The following is a 21068-nucleotide window of genomic DNA, read 5'->3' as shown; positions in this document are numbered from 1 at the left end:
TCCTTGTGTATCAGCCATTTAGATATATTGTTACACAAAATATGAATTGTTTTGGGATTCATCAATAAATAAGTTACCAATCCTCACTCTATCCCACTCATACTTCACTTCGATGAATTTTCCGTTTCATTCTATAAAACGACATATCAAAAACAGACTCAACACAATCTCACCTTTATGGGATCCGATCTCCTAGTTAACTCCAAGTCAAGCAGCGGCGTTAACCGTTTCCGTCCGCAATTTAACAGAACGGCTCTTGCTTTTGTGGGATCATTTCCTTGAACAAGGCGTTTGACGCCCAACTCCGCCGCTCGCCTTTCCCGCAGCGCAAGACCCTGCTGCACCTGATCGTGAAGCAAAACACCCTAGATGACCGGAAACGCGTCGAAAACGTTGAGCTCGTAGCCTGGGGCTTTTCTGGACAATGGAAAAGCCCCTTCCGCCATGTTGCCAGTAGAAGGGGCTACGCTTAACATACTAATCTGACTCACAAATCCAGAACATCGGCTTCTTCAACATTGCCTGGATTGTCCTTCATTCATTTAAGAACTTCATTTTGATTGGGTGATGCCTCGGTCACAAACTGCTGAAGAGATCTGCTACACATGCCGCTCATTCCCAGGAGTGCTGGAGCTGACGCATCAAGAGGCGGAGTACCTCCGTGAGCAGTTGATTGATGATTACATCCAGTTCTTCTTCGGTGATCGCAAGCTGAGTCTGTACCTGTATGCAGCATCTTCCAAAATCACGGGTACCTGGTCGAGAATGGCCGTATGGAAATGCGCTATCCGAGCCGCGCTCCTGAAGCTGAACATCCCGCCGGCGTCACCAACGTCGTTTTAACCAGCCGAGCGCTGTTTTTTTTCGTTGCCGTCGGAAAAGATGGCCATCGCGTAAGCGATGCCTTTTAAAAAAACAGCCACAGTTAAAGTACACTGTGGCTGAATAACTATTTTCTTTTTGAACTTAAGACGACACTAGTAAGTAAGGAAATTTGAATCGATATAATTATGACTACAACATATACACTTTGAATATCGGTAGATATATTTGCAATTGATGATATTATAAAGTATAAAATGAAACTGAGTAATAAGGAGGATAAGAAATATAGAATGTTTTTACCCATTTCACCCCTCCTATACATCGGTTGATTTACCAACTGAAATGTATCAAATAATCTTTTTCCTCGGTTTGAGCCATTGGAACAACGGACAGTCCGAGATTCAGCTTATAGTTGCGCCAACCTGCCCTTTTGCTTAACGACAGAAGGAGCAGCAGCAGCGGCGGCAAACTATTCCTGGATCACTGAACTAAAGTTCTCCGTTAGTTCAATAGGACATGGCTACGTTAAATATCGAATAACCCTCTGCCAATCAAGTTTGCAGTAACCGGCTTCTTTCCGATTTCTCGTGACCATATAGACAATTGACCGATGTGGTGGATTTCGTGGGCGATCACGTGCCGCATTACTTCGCCGTATTTATGGGATTCCCGCTCCCCTTCATCCGTGATATCGATCATCATGCGGTCTTCCAAACTATCATTCCAATCATACACAAATGGAGCGAGTTCCAAGTGGCAACGGCCGGAAAAATCTTTTATTTGCTGCAAACTTGCCACTTCCTCGAACTGAGGGATTGTAATCGCTTTTTCTTGTATTCCACCGCATATCCAGCCATACTCAACTGCCACAATGTGATACAGAGTGGAAAGGATGTATCCTATGCCGCCGGTGCGTCTTTTCATCAACTCTTCCTCGCTCACTGTATCGCACCAGTCAAACCAATCTTTGCGAACTTGCCAGTTATACTGAAATAGTTTCAACATCTCGTGGCCTCCTGCGCACCTTAAACTTTGTTTACTCCTCGAAATAATAGCGTTATCCTGCCCTTTAGCTTAACGACAGCTAACTCTGTATAAATTTCTTGTCCCTTTTTATTAAGTGACCTTTATATTGAAAAGTGCCCCGCAAAACTGCCCCACCATACTTTAAAGAATTGATATACTTCATTATACGCATCTAAAGCATCTCGCTTTTAACGAGTATTCCACGCGTTTCCCGTTAGTTAACGAAACATAGAGCAGTTGCAGCTTGAAAAATGGCGTAAAGTTATTAATATTGAAAACTAATTGCCGGGTAGTTGAATGCCGCGCCAGCTGCTTACATCGCATTGGCCATATTCATTATCACCCACAGCAATCATCGTGCCGTCCAATTTTAGACCGACTGTATGGGCACAACCAGCCGCAATCGCCACAATATCGCGCCAATCACTTACATTACATTGGCCATACTCATTCCAACCCACAGCCGCCACAGTACCGTCCGATTTGAGGCCGATGGTGTGATTACTGCCCACCGCTATCGCCACAATACCGCGCCAGACGCTTACATCGCATTGGCCATGTTTATTCAAACCCACAGCCGTCACCGAACCGTCCGATTTAAGACCGATGGTATGAAGATAACCCGCCGCGACCGACACAATATCGCACCAGCCGCTTACATTGCATTGGCGATACCGATTATTACCCACAGCCGTCACCGTGCCGTCCATTTTAAGACCGATGGTATGCCAGTCACCCGCCGCGACTGCCACAATATCATGCCAGCCGCTTACATTGCATTCACCTTCATTATTTCGACCCACTGCTACTACCGTCCCAGCCGATTTAAGCCCAATGGTACGACGCCAACCCGCCGCAACCGCTACAATATCACACCAGTCGTTTACATCGCATTGGCCATGCTTATTCCAACCCACAGCCGCCACAGTACTGTCAGATTTAAGACCGATTGTATGAGCATTACCCGTGTTCGTCGCCATATGAACATTACCAGCCGCGACCGCCACAATATCGCGCCAGTCGCTCACATCACATTGGCCATATTTATTATCACCCACAGCCGTCACCGTTCCGTCAGATTTAAGCCCAACGGTATGACGACGACCCGCCGCTATGGTATCTTTAGGCCAGCGTTTCACCTTTAACGCCGCCTGTCCGAGCCAGTCACCTTCAATGTTCACTTGTTTATCACCTTCTATTTTTTGATTACATATTCCATTAATCTGCTCTTAACGAGGCTTCCATATATTTCTTGGCAAGCTCGTCAGTTTCCTTTATTTAACTAACGTGTCCTGTTACTTCAATCATCGGCTGCAGGTACCGACAGAGCCGGCAACGCTTCAAGTCATTGGTAATTCTGATCGCATTTGGACCATCAAGAATCAACAAAGTCCCATCCATTGCAGCCGATCTCACTTCAACCATATTAGTTCTGAATCTCAAGGTTCATTTTCGACTTCCCTTCTTGCTTGGGCCTCTAAAAGGAGTTCTTACAGTTTGTCCATTCAGTCTTTATCCCTGCACAATAAGAATAAGCAATCTTACGTCAGGTAGAACATCCATTGCATTTATAGGTCCAGCTCGTTAAGCTTTTAGTGAATACATAGACGATAGGCGCAGCTCAATCAGATTTTAGTGAATGCATAGACTTGGAGGCTCTTTCAATGATCATCAGTGCTGTGCCTTGGCGAGAAGTTTTTACGGACGAGGCCGCTCACACCATCACGGGCGATGTAAACATATACGAGTCATTCCCGATTCCTCAGTTGGAGTCGGAGCGTAGGATTTGGGTTTATTTGCCGAGGAGTTATAATGAAAGCAATCGAAGCTACCCGGTCTACTACATGCAAGATGGCCAAAACATGTTTGATCAAGCGACGTCCTGGGGAAGCGAATGGGGTGTCGACGAGACACTGGAACAGATGGCACTGGAGGATCCAGCGCTGGAGGTGATCGTGGTCGCTATCGATCATGGGGGTGATCAACGCAACCATGAATATAATTTTACAACCAATGCGGAGTATAAGTTCGGAGGCAAAGGCGAGGCGTATGCGGATTTCCTGGCGAAAACACTTAAACCCTATATCGACAGCCACTACCGGACTCTCCCTGAAGCGGAGCATACCATCATTGCCGGAAGTTCGTTTGGCGCTTACATCTCGTTGTATGCGGCTATTCGCTATCCGGATCAGTTTGGCCGTGTAGGCGGGGTTTCCTTTGTCATGTGGCACGACAGTGGCGGAATCATCCAACTGATTGAAGAGTCGGATCTCTCCCCTGCGCTTCGCGTCTATCTAAGCATTGGAGAGCTGGAAACCGACAATCCCGATTTCAATCGGGCTGCTCGCGAGCATGTCGCGTTGACCTGCCAGACCTTGATCTCATCTGGGGTTCCGGAAGAGCAAATCCGATTCGACTTTATTCCTGGCGGAACCCATCACGAGTCCACATGGAGCGTGCTGTTTCCTGACATGCATCGATGGCTGCTGCAGCCATAGGACGGTTATAAGGAAGGAAAAGCACCCCCTCTTGTAGATGAACGATAGCTTTTCATTTACAAGAGGACATTTTGATGTCAACCCTTTTTTTGGATAATCGCGACTTACGCTGACATTAAGCGGCATTCCGTTTGTAAGCCCGCACCGCAAACAGATAAGCGACGATCATGATTCCTAAGCACCACGCTAAAGCGACCCAGATTTCGTTGCCCGCCGGTTGATTGGACAATAGTGCACGTATGGTTTCAACGATAGACGTCACTGGCTGATTTTCGGCAAAGGCGCGTACAGCCGCCGGCATCGTATCGGTAGGGACAAAGGCCGAGCTGATAAAGGGCAGAAAAATCAACGGATAGGAAAAGGCGCTTGCACCTTCCATCGTCTTGGCGGACAGTCCGGCAATGGCCGCGATCCAGGTCAGAGCCAGCGTAAACAGCACGAGGATGCCGGCAACCGCAAGCCACGACAGTATCCCTGCCGACGAGCGGAAGCCCATCATGAGCGCGACGAGAATGATGATGATAATAGTCATGACGTTGGATACCACCGAGGTCAGCACATGCCCCCACAGCAAGGCGGAACGTTCGATCGGCATCGAGCGGAACCGCTCGATGATGCCCCGCTGCTTATCCATGAACAGGCGGTAAGCCACATAGGCCACTCCGGTGGCGATAGCCATAAGCAATATGCCAGGCAACAGATAATTTACATAGTTGTCCGTACCGGTCTCGATCGCGCCGCCGAACACATAGACGAAGAGCAGCATCATGGCGATCGGAGTGATGCAGACGGTGAAGATCGTGTCCATGCTGCGGAAAATATGACGCATGGAGCGTCCGATCATCACGCTCACGTCGCTGAAAAAATAAGTTTTTTCCGTTTCCATCAGATGGCCTCCTTCTTGCCGATGATGGCGAGGAATATTTCCTCCAAGGTCGGCTGTTTTTCAACGTACTCCACCTCCGTCTTCGGGAACAGCTGTTTCAGTTCCGCGAGCGTGCCGCTGGCGATGATCCTGCCCTCGTGCAGAATGGCCATTCGGTCCGCAAGCTGCTCGGCTTCCTCTAAATACTGAGTGGTCAGGAATACCGTCGTTCCGCCGTCGGCAAGCTCTTTTACAATCTTCCAAACCTCGATGCGCGCCTCGGGGTCAAGGCCGGTTGTCGGCTCGTCGAGGAAAATGATCCGCGGTTTGCCCACAAGGCTCAAGGCGATGTCCAGCCTGCGGCGCATGCCGCCCGAATAAGTGGACGGCTTGCGGTCCGCCGCGTCCATTAAGCCGAAACGGTTCAGCAAATCGTCCGCAATTTGACTTGGATGATCCAGATGGCGCAGCTTGGCAATCAGGATCACATTTTCCCGTCCGGTCAATATCTCGTCAACGGCGGCAAATTGCCCGGTAAGACTGATCGCATGCCGCACATGCTGAGGTTTTGACGCGACGTCGAATCCGTTTACGGTGGCGATGCCTCCGTCCTGCCGTTGAAGCGTAGTAAGGATATTGACAATGGTCGTTTTGCCCGCGCCGTTGGAGCCAAGCAAGGCGAATATCTCCCCGCGCTTCACTTCCAGATCGACGCCCTTCAGGACTTCCCTGTCCTTGAAGGACATGCGCAGACCCTTCACTTCAATTGCTTTTCCCATCCCGATCCCCCCGTTTATTTTTGTTTTCGGCCATTTTTTTCATCGCCTTGTTGACCTCTAGAGCAACAGATTCTTGATAGATGTCCGCGTACGTTTTAGAACCCTTGATCAATTCGTCGCAGAATGCCGCTACATCCCGGCCTGTCACCTCAAGCACGCCTTTCCCCAAGGCGGCCCCCTCTTCAAACAGGTCGACAATCCCCGAGAGCAAACCCGTCCCCTCGGTCAGCTCGATCGGGCCGACCTTGAAGTAATAGTTTTCAATCTCTTTGTATACAATCTGATAATCCGGCGGGAGCGCTTTGACACGCGCCTTATGCGCACGCCACTCTTTTTTGCCTTTGATGATGTCTTGTATGCTCATAATCATCCCCCTAATTTGCCTATTTTTTTTGCGACAGCAGCATTGAGCTGCTCGCGCCACTTGTCTTGATGGGACTTCGCTCCTTCTTCGCCGGCCAGCGCCGAACAGAAGCCTTTGATATCGTCGCCCAAAACCTCCTGGACACTTTGACCGTTTCCCGCCGTTTCTTCGAGCAAGCCGAGCACACCGTCAAAAATGGGCATGAGGTTGCGGCCGGTGAAATCTGAATTTGGCCAAAGATAAGCATTGATTTGCTCCCATGCCTCTTGATAATCAGCCGGCAGCTTTTTAACACGCGATTCAAAAGCCTTCATTTCTTTCGTCATGTCGCTGCCCGTGATTTTTTCCCAAAAGTTCATTGTTTGTTCTCCTTCAACTCATTGATTTTTGAAGATACGAACTCCCATTTCTCCCAGAACTTCCGCAGCTCCTCGCGCCCGGCGTCGTTGATTGCGAAAAACTTCCGTGGCGGCCCCATGTCCGATGGCTTCTTGGTGATTTCCACCAGCTTGTTCTTCTCAAGCCGGATCAGGATGGTATACACCGTCCCCTCCACAACATCTGCAAATCCGAGGGCATTCAGCCGCCGCGTAATTTCGTACCCGTAGGTTTCCTGGCGGCTTATAATTTCAAGAACACAGCCCTCAAGCGCTCCTTTAAGCATTTCCGTCAAATTTTCCAGCATAATCACCCTTTGCTATTCAGTACGACTGGTATCAAGTGTCACTTACTACCACTACAAAGTATCACGAAGTAGCAAGAATGTCAACGGCCTTTGAGCAAAAATCTCAACTGTCTCGGCTATGCCGTACAGCCTCTCCAATATTTAATATGGCTATCGATCCCTCCCCCTGCCAGCAGCCCACTCCCTAGAGGAGATGTCCTTCATAGGATAGTAAGGGTTCAAGCAATGCCATCATAGGAGCAGATGGAGCTGGGCATAAGTGAGATCCAAAACGAAACTTACCGGACAAGTGATCTTTAAGGGCGATCCCGGGTACGAGGTAGCGCGTAAAAATTGAGATCCCCATACAGACCGATTTCCTAAAGTGTTTGTTTTTACGAAAAGAACGCAGGATGTGGCTAATGCCATCAAATGGGCCAACGAAAACAAGGTTCCCATCCGTCCGAGAGCCGGAAGGCACTCCTTGGAGGTCAATCTCTCGCAAGTCAACGGCGGTATTGTCATCGATGTAAGCAAAATGAGGAAGATTCGCTCGATAAAAAATAGAGCAGCGTGATTGTAGGATCAGGCAATACAGTGGGGAGAATCGCTAAAACGCTTGCGCCGCTAGGCTATATCGCTCCATTTGGAGACAGTCCGACGGTGGGGATTGGCGGAATCACACTCGGCGGAGGAATAGGACCTTTGCAGCGGACTGTCGGCCTCGTCAGAGACAATCTGATCGGGCTTGAAATGGTGGACGCAAAGGGCAGGGTCATCCGCGCCAACAAAAAGCGCAATTCCGATCTCCTGTGGGCTTCCAAAGGCGGCGGCGGCGGAAACTTCGGCGTATACACCAGGTACAAATTCAAAGTCCATTCCGCACCGGAGAAGGCTACGGTATATCGCATCACCAGTTCTCCAGCGGCTTCGGCCGGCATCCTTTCCCGGATAAAGCGATCATGTCCATGCGGAAGTTTTTGGAGCAGGTTGAGGGGCAATTCGCAGGATTTTTCTTTCTCAATTGGGGTGGAGCCGCAATTCGCGTAGCTCCTAGATCTACGGCGTTCTACTGGCGGAAAGCGAAGTTTTAGGTCGAGTGGAACAGCTCCTGGGTCAAAAAGTCCGATGCGGCCAAAAATATTGCTCTGGCAAAGCATTCCGCCGGCAGGCAGAACATAAGCCATAAGGCAAGTCTGGCAACCGACAGAAAGCAATGAGCATCCTTTTCCCTGCGCCCCATCTTAAATTCAAGACAGGGCTTTTTTTACTGAGCCGTTAATATCAGCGGTCCGTCCGAAGTGATGGCGATCGTATGCTCATATTGCGCCGACAGCTTGCCGTCGGCCGTCCTCGCCGTCCACTGGTCGTCATCGATGGCGATGCGGAACGTGCCTTCGTTGACCATCGGCTCAATCGTAAACACCATGCCTTCCTTCAACCGAATGCCTTTGCCGGCTACGCCGATATGCTCGTAATTCGGCTCCTCGTGCAGGCTGCGCCCGATTCCGTGCGCCAGAAGATCGCGTACGAGCGAATACCCGTTCGACTCCGCATGCTGCTGGATCGCCGACGTGATGTCGCCGAGCCGGCCTCCGGGGAGAGCCCGGGCGATTCCCAACTCCAAGCATTCCTTCGCCACCTTCATCAACCTGCTCGCCTCCGGCCGCACAGTGCCCACCGCATAACACCAGCAAGAATCGCCGAACCATCCGCCGTATTCCACGACGATGTCGAGCTTCAGCAAGTCCCCGTCCTTAAGCGCCCGCTTCGAAGGGATGCCGTGGGCTACGACATCGTTGAGCGAAGTGCAGGTTTCGGCGGGAAAACCGTTGTAGCCTTTCGTGAACTGCTTGCCGCCAAGCTTGGTCATATGCCGGGCAACAAAGTCATTGATTTCGCGTGTGGTGATTCCAGGCTCAATTATTTTAGCCGCCTCGCGGTGGCAGTCCGCAACGATTTGGCCCGCTGTCTTCATTTCTTCGATTTCCCTAGGCGACTTTATCACGATCATCCGGGCTCATTCCCTCCCTATCCAGCCTATAAGTTTAAAAACCTGACGATATCTCTCGCTTCTTCGCCAAGTTTGCCGCGGCGAAGCGAAAGAGAGGCGCAGCCGACCAAGGCGGACAGCAGCATCTCCGCGCGATGCAGGCGGTATGGCGGCTCCGCTGCAGCACCGCCGGAAGCGGCTGCCCCGTCCGTTTCAAGCCCGCTGTCCATAAGCGCGGCGAGCGGTACGAGCACATCGCGTCGGAAGGCGGCCGCGAGCGCGGCCGAGCGCGCATCGGGCAGCGCGGTAAATTCCTCGCCGGCCTGCTTATACAGCAGGTACAAGGCCCGGTCCTCAGCCCAAAGCTGCAGCAGCCGCATTCCGGCAGCGGCGACGGGGCCAAGCTCCTCGGCAGCGGCCGCTTCGCGGCTTCTGCTTTTGGAGCCCGCGGCAGCATGGCTGCCGGTGTCCACCTCAGCTATGCTCAGATGTCTTGCCCCCGGCGCCTCCCCAGAAGCTGAAGCGCGCGCTTCCAGCGGGATCTTCAGCATGGCTTCCGGCCGGTTCTCCAATGGAGCCTCCACTGAGCCGTCGAGCCATCCCGCCGCGCGTTCCATCGCGTCCCAGAGCAGGTCATGGAGCAGATCCCCCTTATTGGTGTAATAATGGTATACCGTGCCGTAGCCGAGTCCCGCTTGCTGAGCCACATCCCGGATTTCCAACAGGGGTCCTTTCGTCAAAAAAACGTCGGCAGCGGCTTTCCTTATTTGCGTCAGACGACGCAGCCGAATTTCTTCGTTCTGTTCCTTCGTGCGTGGAGTCATCTCGTCCGTTCCCCTCTTTTATTTTTGACCTGCTGTAATGTCAATATAAAACAACGGCTTGCATATATCAAGAGATCCGCCTTATTGCTGTTGCCCTAGGAGCGGATTCCGCTATAATCCCACCGGACAAGCCTAAGCCCGGTACTACGAAAAAGGCCTAAGCTGTCGTGCAGCCTAACTCCATCGTTTCGAACGGCCTGGCCTGTCAGCTGCATAAGGCCATCTCAACCGTGAATAGCGGCCAGCCTAGCAGTCGTAGGCATGATCGTCAATCACCTGGAAAGCCTTCAAATCTCGGTTTGGATTAAAATCAAAAAGAGCTCTCCGCTTAGGTTTTCTAAGCAAGAGAGCGTGATGGCTGTCCTTCATCCTTAAACAGCTTGGTCAGGCCGGGAGCGAACTTGACCTGCGGCTTCTCGCCTCGTGCGCCGAGACGAGCAGCAGCGAGGCGCCGAGGGCGGCGCAGAACAGATACATCGCCGAATAAGAGGTCAGATCCGCGACCGGACCCATGGCGATTGCACCTAGAGAGACGCCAAGATCGGCCATGGCGATGAACAGCCCCATGAGAATGTTGCGGCTGTCCTTCGGCAGGATGAAGCTCAAATACGTTGTGAGCGTCGGATATACCATCGCCTGCGCGATGCCCATCAGGAACGCGCCTGCGTAAAATAGCGCGCCGCCCCCGTAAGCCGCCAGGCCGACGCAAAGCGCCGCAGCCGCCAGACTGAGCAGGATCAGGCGCATGAACGCGGGATGCCACTCTCCATCGGACGGTATCCGCTTGCGCAGCCAGAAGCGGGCGGCGACCACCGTGCCGGCCTGCAGCATGAGGTACACGGCGGCGCTGGCGCCGCTCACCTTCGCCGCATACAGCGGGATGAAGGTCGTCGCCGCGCCGAATATGACCGACGCCCCGAGCATGAGCAGGCTGCAGCGAAGCAGATGGGGATGTCGAACCAGCTCTCCGAACCATCGCAGCATGCCAGCTCCCTCGCCGGGCTTTCCGTCCTTCGTCTCTGGCTTCGCCTCCTGTGCGGCCGATTCTCCAACGCGGGCGGTGAAGCCGACCGCACCCGTGAGCACGCCCAGACCGATCAGCACGATGGCGAGCAGAGCCGGATTGTCCGCCTCCCACAAGCCGATCGCCAGCAGCGGACCGACGATGCCGGGCATCGTGGCGCAGAGCGAGTACATGGAAATGCCTTGGGACCGCTCCCCTTCCGGAAGAGCGTCGATCAGTCCTAGCTGGAGCGCCATGGAAAAGAAGGCCGTGCAGACGCCTTGAAGGACGCGGGCGGCGAAATATCCCTCCAGGCCCGTGAATGCGTACAGGGCGAGCGCGAGCGCATTGAGCGCCAGGATGGCCCGGAGCACGGTGATCGGACCTTGCTTGCGGATGATGTGCCCGGCCCATGGACGAAGCAGCATCGTCGTGGACAGATAGGCGCCCATGACGATGCCGATCACCGCATTGCTGGCGCCAAGCGAGCCTCCCTTGAGCGGAATGATGACATTCAGGATGGCATTGGCGCAAAAATAAAGCGCCGTCAGCAGATAAAGCCGCATGAACGGCCAGGACAACGCCCCGTTCATTCCCTCTCCTCCTTTGTTATGGCCGCATGCTGTCGCGGAACTAGCGCATGGCCGAGCCGGAACTTATCGAGCAGCTCGCGCGCGTATGGGGTTCTCAGCTCGCCGAGCCGTTCCGTCTCGATTGTCTCGATGATGCGTCCTTCATGCAGCACGGCGATCCGATCGCACAGGTAAGCCGCAGCCTCCAGATCATGCGTGATGAACAGATAGCCGGTTCCGTAGATGCCGCGAGCCTCCCGCAGCAGCTCCAGCACCTGCACCTGCACGGGCGCATCCAGCGAGCTGACCGCTTCGTCGAGCACAATCCAGCGGGCTCCGGTCAGCAGCGCCCGCGCCAGGCAGATCCGCTGCGCCTGGCCGCCCGACAGCTCATGGGGATAACGCTCCAGATAAGTGACATCCAATCCGACCTGCTCCAGCGCGGTCTCCAGCTTGCGGCTGCTTTCCCGCTTGGAATCGCCTGAGCGCCGGCTTCCTCCCAGCGCCTCCTGCAGCGCCTGGCGGACCGTGAAGAACGGGTGGATCGACGAGCGGTAGTCTTGAAACACAGCGCTAACCGCGCCTCGGCGCGACCGGCGTCCCAGCTCCTCTCCGTCGATCCGGACCGAGCCTGCGTCCGGTTGCTCCAATCCGAGAATGAGGCGTCCGAGCGTCGACTTGCCGCTGCCGCTCGCTCCGATGATGCCGACACATTCACCCGGCCGGCACTCAAGCGACACCTCCTTCAGCACCAAATGCCTGCCTGGACCTCGCCAACCGTTACTGGAGTACGACTTGGCGATCTTTTCAACGCTCAGCATGTGTTCGTCCTCCCAGCGCTTGAGCGAAGCGGCCGCTCAAGGCATGCTTCGACTCCACGAGATAGCGGGTATAGGCATGCCTCGGCGAAGTCAGCAGCTCTGCGGCCGTCCCCCGCTCCACCGTCATGCCGCCGCGCAGGACAAGCACCTCGTCGGCAATCCGCTCGACGGCGGACAAATCATGCGAGATCAGGATCATGGAGCAACCGGCCTGCCTGCGCAGCGAAATCAGCTGGCCGATGGCTTCCTGGCGGGAGGCCGCATCCAGCGCGGTCGTCGGCTCATCGGCGATAACGAGCTCCGGCTGGAGCACGAGCGTCAGCGCGATCATGAGCCGCTGCAGCATGCCGCCGGACAGCTCATGCGGATATCGATTCAGCACCGCCGTTGGACTTTGCAGCAGCAGCAGCTCCATCGCCTCCGACAACCGCTCTCTGCTCTGCTCGCGGCTCCACCCGAAATGAGCCTTCAGCACCGAATGCAGCTGCTTGCCAAGCCTCAGTCCTGGATCGAAAGCACGCATGCCGTTCTGCAGAATCATGCCGATCTGCGCACCCCGCAGCCCGCGGATCCGGTCGTCGGACAGCTCCGTCAGCTCCGTGCCCTTGAACCGGATGCTGCCGCTCTGCCGCAGCGCCGGACCGTTCAGCCTCATGATCGCCTTGCAGACGATCGACTTGCCGCTGCCGCTTTCCCCGACGATCGCCAGGCAGCTTTTTTCCTTCACACAGAAGGACAGCTCCGGCACAATCGCCGCGCCGGATCCGGCATGCGCGATACTGAGCCGGCTCACCTCCAGCACATCCATGTTCATGCGACCTCCCTTCCGATTAGAGCCGCCTCGGCCCTTTCCGGCTGATGGCGCTTGGACGAGCCCGCTTGCGGATCGACAGCCTGCTGCATCGCATCGGACAGGAAATTAACCGCCGAAACGGTAAGGACAATCATCAGCCCCGGCGCCAGCATGAGCTCCGGCCGCGAAAACATCGACTGCCTCGCTTCGCTCAGCATCATTCCCCACTCCGCTTGAGGGGCCTGGATGCCGAGGCCGAGGAAGGAAAGCCCCGACACCTGAAGCAGCGTCGAGCCGAAGGAGCTGCTCGCGACGACAGCCAGCTCGGGCACGCAGACCGGCAGGATATGGCGGAACAGAATCGCCAGCGATCCGGTGCCTAGCGTCCGGGCGAAGCGCACATAGTCGGCATCTGCGATCTGGCGAACGGATGAGCGTACGATCCGCGCGAACCAGGCCCATTTCATCAGAATGAACGCCAGCAGGATGTTCTGCAGCCCGACGCCGAGCACGCCGATTACCGCGAGCGTCATGACATAGCCGGGAAACGAGAGCATCACATCGCATAACCGCATGAGCAGCGCGTCCGTCCGGCCGCCGGCGTAGCCTGCCGCCATGCCGACTGCCGCGCCGATCAGAACGGAGGCGAGCACGGCAGCAAGCACGAGCAGCACGCTCGGACGGATGCCGTATAGAATCCGGGACAGCACGCAGCGGCCGAGCTGATCGTTGCCGAGCAGGTAATGGAGCGACCACGGGCCATAACGCAGCGCCATGTTCACCTCATCCGGCGGATGGGGCGCCAGCCACGGAGCCAGCATGCCGGCAGCGGCGATCGCCGCCAGCACTGCAAGCGACAGCAGCGCCAGCCGGTCCGACAAGAGCCGTGAAATTCGTTTCATTTAGAGGTCCTTTCTCAATCGGGGATTCAGAAGCCCGCTTAGGACTTCCGATACGGTGTTGAACACGACAAACGATGAAGCCAGCAGCAGCACGAACGCCTGGATGACGGGATAATCGCGGCCGAGTATCGCCTTGACGCTCAGATTGCCGAGACCCGGCCAAGCGAATACGTTTTCCACGACGACCGTGCTGCCGAGCAGGATCGGGACCGCCATGCCGAACATCGGCACAGCCACCTGCAGCGAATTGGCCAACACACGCCTTGTAATGGCCCTCTCCGTCAAGCCGTTGGCGCGTCCGTACAGGACGTAATCCTCGTTGCGCCCGGCAATCATCGAGCTGCGGATGACGCGGAAGTAGACACCTGCATAACCTACTGCGAGCACAGCGGTCGGCAGCACGAAGCTGGCGGCCGAGTCCATGCCGCTAGTCGGCAGCAGATCCAGCTTGACCGAGAACAGCCAGACGAGCCAGGCAGCCAGCCAGTACGGAGGCATCGCGGTCAGCAGGAAGGCTGCGCCTCGGGTAGCCCTGTCCGGCCAGGCGTCCTCGCGCAGGGCGCAGTAGACGCCGAGCGCGACAGACAGCAGGATGATCGCAGCCGCCGAAACCGCCGTCAGCTGCAGCGTATGCATGAAGGCAGGGCCAAGCAGGCTCCAGACCGGCTTGCCGGTCACATAAGAGAGGCCGAAATCCAGCTGCACGCTGGAGGCCAGCCAGGAAGCGTATTGCCGCAATAGCGGCCGGTCCAGGCCGAGCTCCGCTTTTTTCTGGGCTATCAGCTCCGACGTCACTTGCGGCACGCCCTGCGCGTGAAGGACCGCCTCTGCGGGATCGACCGGAGCGAGCTGTTGCAGCAGGAACGCCAGGAACGATATGACAAGAAGCAGCGGGACTGCTGTCAGCAGCCTGCGTGCCGCATATCGGATCATGCGTGCTTCCTCCTTCTACTTGAAGTGCATAAGCTCGAACGGAAGCTCGAATTGCGTCTGCTTGAACGCAACGCCCTCCAGGTCGTTCGGGGCGAGCACCGCCATGCTGCCATGCGTAATCGGAATGAATACGGCCTCGTCATGCACCGTTGTCAGAATCTCCTTGTACAGGGCCTTGCGCTTCTCCTCATCCCTGGTGCCGGTTACCTTTCCGATCTTGGCGTACAACTCCTCCACCCCTTCGATGCCGCCGGTCGTACGGGCGTAAGAGGACTCCGCCGTAAAGGCGGAAACCGTGCTCTGTGGATCGTAGGCAAGCCCCCAGGTCTGGTTGAACAGCAGGTCGTAATCGCCTGAGGCCCGGCGTGCCGCGACAGAGGAGGACTGCTCGCCGATCAGCTCCAGCTTCATGCCGATCGTTTTGGCGGCGCTCTGAATCAGCTCGGCTTCCGTTTTTTGCGAGGAGGAGGCGGCATCGTAATAGAGCTTGAGCGCGAGCTGCCTGCCATTCTTCACACGCGTCTCGCCTCCGTTCTCCAGCTTCCAGCCGGCGTCCTCCAGCAGCTCGGCCGCATGCTTCAGATCGTAGCCGCGCTTGGCCAGCGGGATGTCGGCATATTCCACATTGCCCGAGAACAGGCTGTCTGCCGGCGATTCGGCCCCATGAAGAATCTGTCCGGCGATCGTCTCGCGATCGACGGCATGCCATAAGGCTAGGCGCACCGCTCTTTCATGCACCGGACCTGTGCTGCTGCTGTTGGCGGCAATCATCTTCGTGTTCATCGGCTTGCTGCGAAGCAGCTGGTACCGTCCGCTGTCCACAAGGCTCTGCATCGCCTCGACGTCCACGCCGTCCGCGCCGCGGTCGTCGGTGAAGATGAAGTTCACTTCTCCTTTTTGCAGCGCCAGCAGCGTCGTTTCTCCCGATGGCAGCACTTTCGCGGTAATCCGCTTGACCTGCGGCGCGCCGCCCCAATAGGACTCGTTGGCCTCGAACACGGCATACTGCTCCGGCTTCTGGTCGGCAAGACGATACGGGCCGGTGCCGTCGTAGCCGGCGACGCCGTCCTTGGTCTGCCCGTTGATGAAGTCTTTCGGCGAGAGGAACACATACGGACGGGTCATCGACAGCTCCAGCAGCGTTGGATAATAGGGCTCGTCGAGCAGGAGCTGAACCGTATACTCATCCGTTGCGCGGACTTCCTTGATCTTGGTCGACAGCTTGATCCAGGCATGGCGTTCGGCATTGGCCTGCACGGCGTCGATGTTCACTTTCACCGCTTCCGCGTTGAACGGAGATCCGTCATGGAACGTCACGCCATGCCGCAGATGGAACGTATAGCTCATGCCGTCCTCGGAGATGTCCCAGGATTCCGCGAGCAGCGGCTTGATGCCGTCTTCGGTCTTTTCGACGAGAGATTCGTAGATCATGCCCTGCGCAGGCATCGAGCCGGAATACAGATGAGGATTCATGTCGTTGATGTCCTTGGAAGAAGCATAGATGATTTCCCGTGCTTGGCCTTGCTTCGCCGCTTCAGCAGCAGGCTCGTTCCCGCTGCCGGAGCAGCCGGAGGCGAAAATCAGGAATAGGATGAAGATGGCGGATAGGGCGTTTCTCGAATGTTTCAATGGATTTCTTCCTCCTGGATGGGCGCCGAAGCGCCTGAAATTGGATCAAAGAATAAGCGCGACCTGTCCGGCAGGCCGCGGACGATCAGCTCCAGCTCGGCTTCATGGCCGCCCGGATAAAACGCCTCCGAGAGAGCTTGGGCAGCAAGCTGCGCTCTCGCCTGGGCGAGCCGGCTCTCGTACAGGCCGAGCAGCCGATCGATCGTCGGAGTCGGAACGCCGAGCCGCCGGGCGATGCCCTGCAGGATGGCCGTCCGGTAGTAATCCTCCTTGGGCATGCGCGGCACCTCCCATCGGCCCTCGTCGTTCACGGCCAGGCTGCGGATGGGAACCGCCGAAAAATCGAAATAGCGTCCTTGCCCATCCGGCTCGGAGAAGGGATCGATCAGCAGCGAGGCATAACGAATGTACAGCAAATACTGCTGATGCACGGCATCCAGCTCCGGAAAGCGCTCCAGCTCTTCGCTCGAGAGGCTTTGCGGACGTACCGGGTAACACTCCTCCGTCATGAACCGGAGCAGGTTGATCGGCCGCAGTCCTATCGCTTGAACGATGGCGCTGATCTCCAGCCAGCAGGAGCGCATGTCGCGGATCAGGGACGGCGTTATCGGCCCTTCCGGATACAGCTTGTATACATAGGTCTGAACTCGGTCAGATTCCAGGGAGAACACCGCCTCAAGCGCAAATTCGTTCATGAACAGCGGCGGATGCACATACAGCGAGATGTTCCGCGTTTCGGCGGCAAGAGGCGATTCCAGCGCCTCCATCGCGATGCCGGAACGGGCGCAGGCTCCCTGCAGCTCCTCCATGACTGCCGACGAGCGGCCGCATGAGGAGCCGATGAATACCTTGCGCTTCACGCCTGTCGTCACGGCGCGGGAGCCGGGCCGGCCATCCGGCCAGCGGGTATCGCCCAGGTAAGTCGAAAAGCTGACGACCTCGGGCCGTGCAGCGGGCTGCAGCCTCTGCAGCAGCTGGCCGACGAGACTGCCCGAGCCGAAGGTCGGCGAGACGAGCACGAGGCAGCGGGCAGCCTTCAGCACGGACGGCGGCAGCTGCTCCAGCACCGGGACATAGGCGTCCGCCGTCACGGCCAGCACGAGCGTCGGCCACTCGCCCTCGATGCGGTCGTAGCCCTCGTGCCAGGCATCGAGCATGCATGTTCCACCCAGCTCCCGGTGGGCCGCATTCTGAACGTCCGCGACCAGCGCTCCATCCCCCTGGGCGAGAGCGGCAAAGAAGGATCTCGAACGGGGCGAGCTTCTCCCCGCAATGCCGACCCGGATGGACAGCTGCCTGCGCAGCAGCACGGCCAGCTGAACGGCCGCAGGTCCCGTACCGAGAATCAGCGAGTCCCCGAGCGCGCTCATCGCGCACCCCCGTCCAGCTGATGACTCACGGCAGCCTTGCGGTACAAGGCGATGTCGAAAATCCGCCCCGGCTTCAGCAGGCTTTCTGCCAGCCGCCAGCGGCTGTCCGCAGCCTGGCGGATCGGATAATTGAACAGCGATTTCAAGCCGCCGCCATAACGCATGGCCACAACGGTCTGTTCTCCGGTGAGCGGATGCAGCCGTTCGAGCAGCTCGTACTTGACGGGGACCGTGGAGCTGAAGATGATATGGGTCACCGTGCTGAGCCCGTCCAATTGTTCGACCGAGCTTGCCTCCAGCCGGATCGGGAGCTCCGGTCCGAGTCTGCTCACGACCTTGCGGCCGAGCTCGACCGCCTCCGGGTCGATGTCGATGCCGACGACCTGGGCGCCTGTGCGGCGGGCAATCAGCAGCGGCGTCATCGGGAACGAGCCGGAGCCGACCATCAGCACCCTGGACTCCGGCGTTACCGTGAAGCTGCCGAACTCCTCCTCGATGCAGGCCTCGATGTTGCGGAAATAACCGCTGTCATTCTCTGCGCCTTCCAGCAGCTTGAGTGCGCGGTATTTTTCCATCAGCGCTACGCAGAGCGCCGAACGCTCCCGCAGCCGATAGGCCAGCCGCTCCGTTTCCTCCGGCTCCCGGCGTATGAGCTCCTCCCACATAAGCGTGTTGCGCGGCTCCAGAATGAGAGCGGAGTAGCGGTCGATGACCGCCTCAAGCTCGGCCGAGGAGCCGGCCGTCCCGTCATAAGCAGCTGCCAGTGAAGCGAAGCCGTCGGCGTATTCGGACAGCGTCCGGTGAAAATCAGTCCATACGATCAATCGTTTTCTCTCCTTTCCTTACGTCAAGCCGTTATGTAAGCCGTGCCGCGGGCGACGATATTGACGAGCCCGGCTATGTTCAGCCTCCTGATGCTCCCCCCTTCGCTCTCCGCCTCGACCGCGATCGTGCCGCCGGGCTGTCGAAGCGAAAGCGAAACGGAGCGTCCTTTCTTCCAGCACAAGTAAGCTCCGACAGAGGCGGACCCCGAGCCGCAGCCGCGTTCCCAGACGAGGCTGTCGAGGGAAGGAATATAGATCAAGGGCTGCATCTCCGACACTCCCGGACGGTACAGCATGATGCCGATCAGTCGATCGTCGAGCATCGCTCCGAGCAGCCGCGCCAGCTCGCAAGCCTCGGTACGAATCGATTCGGAGAAGGACTCGACCTCGAGCACCAGATGCGTAGACTCGGCATAGCATACCAGCCCGACGCTGCGGGCCTCTCCGCCGAGCGTGATCGATTTGGTCTCGATGCGCCGGGGAAGCGGCATCTCCACCTGGCAGCGGAAGCGATCCTCCGCGCGGCTCGCCTCGCAGCGGACCAGCCGTTCGGCGCCTGAAGCCTCCAGCTCCACCGTCATGACCTTTCCCGGGGGCAGCCCGCTGTCCTCGGCGATCAACGCCGCCAGCGCCATGCAGGCGTTGCCGCAGAACTCTCCCCCAGCCATGCTCAGGCGGGCGGATGCAGAGCACTGTCGCGGCTTCTCGATGAAGCCCACCTGCTCGGCGAACACATTGTCATAGGCCATCATGCGGGATGCGACCGCTGCATGAGCTTCCTGCGGAAGCGGCGTGTTGACGAGAACGGTCATGTTCTGAGTCGGATTGAGCTTGACGAATTCAACTTCGAGGTTCATCGCCTCTCCTCCGGTTTGATAGTAATTATTACTAATTAATACGTAATTATTACTAATAATAGCTAGAGTACCCGGTTGCGTCAACACATTTCTGTCAGTCCATTCCAGCTCCCGAACGGGATGAGGCGAAAAAAAGAGGCCGTTGCCCCGCGCCTCGCCTAATGCCCCCCCGATTCTGCCGAAACAACCTTCCTCCAACAATTTTTGTTTTCAACCTATTCCTCCAATCGCGTATCTAGTCCTGTCGGGCCTCCATTTTTCAGCTTTCAATTCCATGAAGCACGAGGCACATAGGTGAACATTCAAAGGGTTTCTTCAAAAGGTTCTCCTCATAGAAATGTTTTCGGCACCGGGCCATACGGGCAGCAAAAAAAAGCAACCGATCGTAAGGACCGGCTGCCTTTGCTTCATAATTGAGCTATCAGGGTCTAATCAATACTTTGAGCGCTTCACGCTTGTCCATGGCTCGATAACCGTCCGGAACCCCATCCAGGTCAACGGTTGCATCAAATACACGGCCAGGTTCAATAGTTCCGTTCAGGATGTCGGGCAATAACTCCTCCATATAAGCACGCGTTGGCGCCGGTCCCCCCGTAAGCGTTATATTGCGTCCAAAAAGACTGGCAAAGCCAACGGGAGCATCGTCATACTGAGGCACGCCGACCCGGCTTATGACTCCGCCAGCCCGCACGACTCCTATGCTCATCTCATAAGCAGGCATGAGTCCGACACATTCAAGCACGACGTGAGTGCCTTCCCCGTTCGTCATCTCCCGAACCTTCGCCACACCTTCTTCTCCGCGTTCGGGAACAACATCCGTGGCGCCAAATTCAAGGCCCAGATCCGTCCGTACCTTGTGGCGGCCCATGAGAATGATCTTCTTGGCGCCGAGCTTCTTCGCCGACAGGACGGCAAGAAGACCGACGGCTCCATCGCCGATAACCGTCACCGTCGTATGTTCATTCACTCCTCCCTTCAGCGCCGCATGATAACCCGTTCCGTATACATCCGACAATGTCAGCAGGGAGGGCAGCAAGGGAGAGCTCTCATCGATTTCGTCAGGCAGCTTGAACATGCTTCCCTGTGCTTGAGGCACTCGAACAAACTCCGCCTGGCAGCCGGTCATAAACCCGCCGTGTACGCATGAAGTCATCAAGCCTTCCTGGCAAAATGGACAGGTAAGGTCGCCATAAGCGAAAGGAACGACAACCAAATCCCCTTTTTTGAATCCGGCAACCTGCGATCCCATTTCTTCAATGGTCCCAATCACTTCATGCCCCATCGCTTCGCCTTCTCCATGCTCATGGGCATGCATGCTGTGATAAGGATGCAGATCGCTTCCGCAAATGCAGGCGGCAACCACTTTCAAAATGGCATCCGTCGGCTTTTGCAAGGTCGGAACGGGCGCTTCTACGACGCGGACATCGCCAGCAGCATACATCACATTTGCTTTCATATCCTGATTCAACCCCTTTTTCACTAAATCTTTTTGTTTGGATTGGAGCGGTCGGCAATCACCCGCAGTT

General features: G+C 56.4%; 23 protein-coding genes. 4 read left to right on the top strand and 19 right to left on the bottom strand.

What is annotated here, in order from left to right; genetic code table 11:
* Nucleotides 1–773 precede the first annotated feature (773 nt).
* Complete coding sequence (locus tag VE23_RS26340) at nucleotides 774–911, top strand: hypothetical protein (RefSeq protein ID WP_157053901.1); 138 nt, start codon at nucleotides 774–776, stop codon at nucleotides 909–911.
* Between the two features lie 439 nt (nucleotides 912–1350).
* Here VE23_RS26340 and VE23_RS04040 read toward each other — a convergent pair whose 3' ends face one another.
* Nucleotides 1351–1830: a DinB family protein gene (locus VE23_RS04040; protein ID WP_048745969.1), complete on the bottom strand. Its 480-nt coding sequence runs from the start codon at nucleotides 1828–1830 to the stop codon at nucleotides 1351–1353.
* A 299-nt stretch (nucleotides 1831–2129) separates the two neighbouring features.
* Nucleotides 2130–3026 carry an RCC1 domain-containing protein gene (locus tag VE23_RS04035; protein ID WP_048745988.1) on the bottom strand — a complete coding sequence of 299 codons (897 nt, stop codon included), beginning with the start codon at nucleotides 3024–3026 and terminating at the stop codon, nucleotides 2130–2132.
* Nucleotides 3027–3515: 489 nt separating this feature from the next.
* On the opposite strand from VE23_RS04035, the gene VE23_RS04030 reads away from it, so the two are divergent.
* Entirely contained in the window at nucleotides 3516–4349 is an 834-nt protein-coding gene (locus tag VE23_RS04030; protein ID WP_048745971.1) for an alpha/beta hydrolase, read from the top strand.
* 115 nt (nucleotides 4350–4464) lie between these two features.
* Here the strand turns inward: VE23_RS04030 and VE23_RS04025 are convergent, their stop codons facing one another.
* Genes VE23_RS04025 through VE23_RS04005 form a run of 5 tightly spaced genes read right to left on the bottom strand, consistent with a single transcriptional unit; the run spans nucleotide 4465 to nucleotide 7042 of the window.
* Nucleotides 4465–5235 carry an ABC transporter permease gene (locus tag VE23_RS04025; RefSeq protein WP_048745973.1) on the bottom strand — a complete coding sequence of 257 codons (771 nt, stop codon included), beginning with the start codon at nucleotides 5233–5235 and terminating at the stop codon, nucleotides 4465–4467.
* A complete protein-coding gene (locus VE23_RS04020; RefSeq protein WP_048745975.1) occupies nucleotides 5235–5993 on the bottom strand; it encodes an ABC transporter ATP-binding protein in 759 nt (252 codons plus the stop codon). Before VE23_RS04020 ends, VE23_RS04025 begins: the two co-directional genes overlap by 1 nt.
* Nucleotides 5977–6357 carry a DUF1048 domain-containing protein gene (locus VE23_RS04015; protein WP_049867350.1) on the bottom strand — a complete coding sequence of 127 codons (381 nt, stop codon included), beginning with the start codon at nucleotides 6355–6357 and terminating at the stop codon, nucleotides 5977–5979. The genes VE23_RS04020 and VE23_RS04015 overlap by 17 nt, the downstream gene beginning before the upstream one ends.
* Nucleotides 6358–6359: 2 nt before the next feature.
* On the bottom strand, nucleotides 6360–6716 hold the full coding sequence (locus tag VE23_RS04010; protein ID WP_048745979.1) for a DUF1048 domain-containing protein: 357 nt from the start codon (nucleotides 6714–6716) through the stop codon (nucleotides 6360–6362).
* Nucleotides 6713–7042: a PadR family transcriptional regulator gene (locus tag VE23_RS04005; protein WP_048745980.1), complete on the bottom strand. Its 330-nt coding sequence runs from the start codon at nucleotides 7040–7042 to the stop codon at nucleotides 6713–6715. The genes VE23_RS04010 and VE23_RS04005 overlap by 4 nt, the downstream gene beginning before the upstream one ends.
* Before the next feature lie 364 nt (nucleotides 7043–7406).
* Here VE23_RS04005 and VE23_RS27600 point away from each other — a divergent pair, with 364 nt between their 5' ends.
* Nucleotides 7407–7598 carry an FAD-binding oxidoreductase gene (locus tag VE23_RS27600; RefSeq protein ID WP_021877272.1) on the top strand — a complete coding sequence of 64 codons (192 nt, stop codon included), beginning with the start codon at nucleotides 7407–7409 and terminating at the stop codon, nucleotides 7596–7598.
* The gene (locus VE23_RS25675; protein ID WP_021877271.1) at nucleotides 7595–8071 is read left to right on the top strand and encodes an FAD-binding protein; all 477 of its coding nucleotides are present in this window, start codon (nucleotides 7595–7597) and stop codon (nucleotides 8069–8071) included. Before VE23_RS27600 ends, VE23_RS25675 begins: the two co-directional genes overlap by 4 nt.
* A 217-nt stretch (nucleotides 8072–8288) precedes the next feature.
* Here VE23_RS25675 and map read toward each other — a convergent pair whose 3' ends face one another.
* The 12 genes from map to VE23_RS03940 all read right to left on the bottom strand — a co-directional run bounded on the left by map (nucleotide 8289) and on the right by VE23_RS03940 (nucleotide 20998).
* Nucleotides 8289–9035 carry a type I methionyl aminopeptidase gene (map, locus tag VE23_RS03995; RefSeq protein ID WP_048745982.1) on the bottom strand — a complete coding sequence of 249 codons (747 nt, stop codon included), beginning with the start codon at nucleotides 9033–9035 and terminating at the stop codon, nucleotides 8289–8291.
* Nucleotides 9036–9061: 26 nt separating this feature from the next.
* Nucleotides 9062–9838 (bottom strand): TetR/AcrR family transcriptional regulator, encoded by a 777-nt coding sequence (locus tag VE23_RS03990; RefSeq protein WP_021877269.1) that lies wholly within the window; start codon nucleotides 9836–9838, stop codon nucleotides 9062–9064.
* Nucleotides 9839–10222: 384 nt separating this feature from the next.
* A complete protein-coding gene (cntE, locus tag VE23_RS03985; RefSeq protein ID WP_021877268.1) occupies nucleotides 10223–11434 on the bottom strand; it encodes a staphylopine family metallophore export MFS transporter CntE in 1212 nt (403 codons plus the stop codon).
* Nucleotides 11431–12234 carry an ABC transporter ATP-binding protein gene (locus VE23_RS03980; RefSeq protein ID WP_021877267.1) on the bottom strand — a complete coding sequence of 268 codons (804 nt, stop codon included), beginning with the start codon at nucleotides 12232–12234 and terminating at the stop codon, nucleotides 11431–11433. Before VE23_RS03980 ends, cntE begins: the two co-directional genes overlap by 4 nt.
* Nucleotides 12221–13048, bottom strand: a complete 828-nt coding sequence (locus tag VE23_RS03975; RefSeq protein WP_021877266.1) for an ABC transporter ATP-binding protein — start codon at nucleotides 13046–13048, stop codon at nucleotides 12221–12223. The genes VE23_RS03980 and VE23_RS03975 overlap by 14 nt, the downstream gene beginning before the upstream one ends.
* Nucleotides 13045–13929 (bottom strand): nickel/cobalt ABC transporter permease, encoded by an 885-nt coding sequence (gene opp1C, locus VE23_RS03970; protein ID WP_049867348.1) that lies wholly within the window; start codon nucleotides 13927–13929, stop codon nucleotides 13045–13047. The genes VE23_RS03975 and opp1C overlap by 4 nt, the downstream gene beginning before the upstream one ends.
* Entirely contained in the window at nucleotides 13930–14862 is a 933-nt protein-coding gene (opp1B, locus tag VE23_RS03965; RefSeq protein ID WP_049867346.1) for a nickel/cobalt ABC transporter permease, read from the bottom strand. It lies immediately after the preceding gene.
* Nucleotides 14863–14877: 15 nt separating this feature from the next.
* Nucleotides 14878–16491: a staphylopine-dependent metal ABC transporter substrate-binding lipoprotein gene (gene cntA / locus VE23_RS03960; protein ID WP_049867345.1), complete on the bottom strand. Its 1614-nt coding sequence runs from the start codon at nucleotides 16489–16491 to the stop codon at nucleotides 14878–14880.
* Nucleotides 16488–17861 carry an opine metallophore biosynthesis dehydrogenase gene (locus VE23_RS03955; RefSeq protein WP_048748505.1) on the bottom strand — a complete coding sequence of 458 codons (1374 nt, stop codon included), beginning with the start codon at nucleotides 17859–17861 and terminating at the stop codon, nucleotides 16488–16490. The genes cntA and VE23_RS03955 overlap by 4 nt, the downstream gene beginning before the upstream one ends.
* Nucleotides 17858–18685 (bottom strand): rRNA methyltransferase, encoded by an 828-nt coding sequence (locus VE23_RS03950; RefSeq protein WP_049867344.1) that lies wholly within the window; start codon nucleotides 18683–18685, stop codon nucleotides 17858–17860. Before VE23_RS03950 ends, VE23_RS03955 begins: the two co-directional genes overlap by 4 nt.
* Nucleotides 18686–18708: 23 nt before the next feature.
* Nucleotides 18709–19542, bottom strand: coding sequence for a diaminopimelate epimerase (locus tag VE23_RS03945; protein WP_049867343.1), 834 nt, complete (start codon nucleotides 19540–19542; stop codon nucleotides 18709–18711).
* A gap of 421 nt (nucleotides 19543–19963) precedes the next feature.
* On the bottom strand, nucleotides 19964–20998 hold the full coding sequence (locus tag VE23_RS03940) for a zinc-binding dehydrogenase (protein ID WP_049867342.1): 1035 nt from the start codon (nucleotides 20996–20998) through the stop codon (nucleotides 19964–19966).
* Between the last annotated feature and the right edge of the window lie 70 nt (nucleotides 20999–21068).

It is taken from the genome of Paenibacillus sp. D9, assembly GCF_001188365.1.
In the GTDB taxonomy this organism is placed as follows: domain Bacteria; phylum Bacillota; class Bacilli; order Paenibacillales; family Paenibacillaceae; genus Paenibacillus_O; species Paenibacillus_O humicus.
The sequence above is the reverse complement of the archived record's forward strand: the minus strand, read 5'-3'. Positions and strand labels throughout refer to the sequence as shown.

Bases quoted from the DNA above. Each gene is read 5' to 3' on its own strand.
- VE23_RS26340 (WP_157053901.1), top strand. From the start codon at position 774: ATGGAAATGCGCTATCCGAGCCGCGCTCCTGAAGCTGAACATCCCGCC.
- VE23_RS04040 (WP_048745969.1), bottom strand. From the start codon at position 1,830: ATGTTGAAACTATTTCAGTATAACTGGCAAGTTCGCAAAGATTGGTTT.
- VE23_RS04030 (WP_048745971.1), top strand. From the start codon at position 3,516: ATGATCATCAGTGCTGTGCCTTGGCGAGAAGTTTTTACGGACGAGGCC.
- VE23_RS04025 (WP_048745973.1), bottom strand. From the start codon at position 5,235: ATGGAAACGGAAAAAACTTATTTTTTCAGCGACGTGAGCGTGATGATC.
- VE23_RS04020 (WP_048745975.1), bottom strand. From the start codon at position 5,993: ATGGGAAAAGCAATTGAAGTGAAGGGTCTGCGCATGTCCTTCAAGGAC.
- VE23_RS04015 (WP_049867350.1), bottom strand. From the start codon at position 6,357: ATGAGCATACAAGACATCATCAAAGGCAAAAAAGAGTGGCGTGCGCAT.
- VE23_RS04010 (WP_048745979.1), bottom strand. From the start codon at position 6,716: ATGAACTTTTGGGAAAAAATCACGGGCAGCGACATGACGAAAGAAATG.
- VE23_RS04005 (WP_048745980.1), bottom strand. From the start codon at position 7,042: ATGCTGGAAAATTTGACGGAAATGCTTAAAGGAGCGCTTGAGGGCTGT.
- map (WP_048745982.1), bottom strand. From the start codon at position 9,035: ATGATCGTGATAAAGTCGCCTAGGGAAATCGAAGAAATGAAGACAGCG.
- VE23_RS03990 (WP_021877269.1), bottom strand. From the start codon at position 9,838: ATGACTCCACGCACGAAGGAACAGAACGAAGAAATTCGGCTGCGTCGT.
- cntE (WP_021877268.1), bottom strand. From the start codon at position 11,434: ATGAACGGGGCGTTGTCCTGGCCGTTCATGCGGCTTTATCTGCTGACG.
- VE23_RS03980 (WP_021877267.1), bottom strand. From the start codon at position 12,234: ATGCTGAGCGTTGAAAAGATCGCCAAGTCGTACTCCAGTAACGGTTGG.
- VE23_RS03975 (WP_021877266.1), bottom strand. From the start codon at position 13,048: ATGAACATGGATGTGCTGGAGGTGAGCCGGCTCAGTATCGCGCATGCC.
- opp1C (WP_049867348.1), bottom strand. From the start codon at position 13,929: ATGAAACGAATTTCACGGCTCTTGTCGGACCGGCTGGCGCTGCTGTCG.
- opp1B (WP_049867346.1), bottom strand. From the start codon at position 14,862: ATGATCCGATATGCGGCACGCAGGCTGCTGACAGCAGTCCCGCTGCTT.
- VE23_RS03955 (WP_048748505.1), bottom strand. From the start codon at position 17,861: ATGAGCGCGCTCGGGGACTCGCTGATTCTCGGTACGGGACCTGCGGCC.
- VE23_RS03945 (WP_049867343.1), bottom strand. From the start codon at position 19,542: ATGAACCTCGAAGTTGAATTCGTCAAGCTCAATCCGACTCAGAACATG.
- VE23_RS03940 (WP_049867342.1), bottom strand. From the start codon at position 20,998: ATGAAAGCAAATGTGATGTATGCTGCTGGCGATGTCCGCGTCGTAGAA.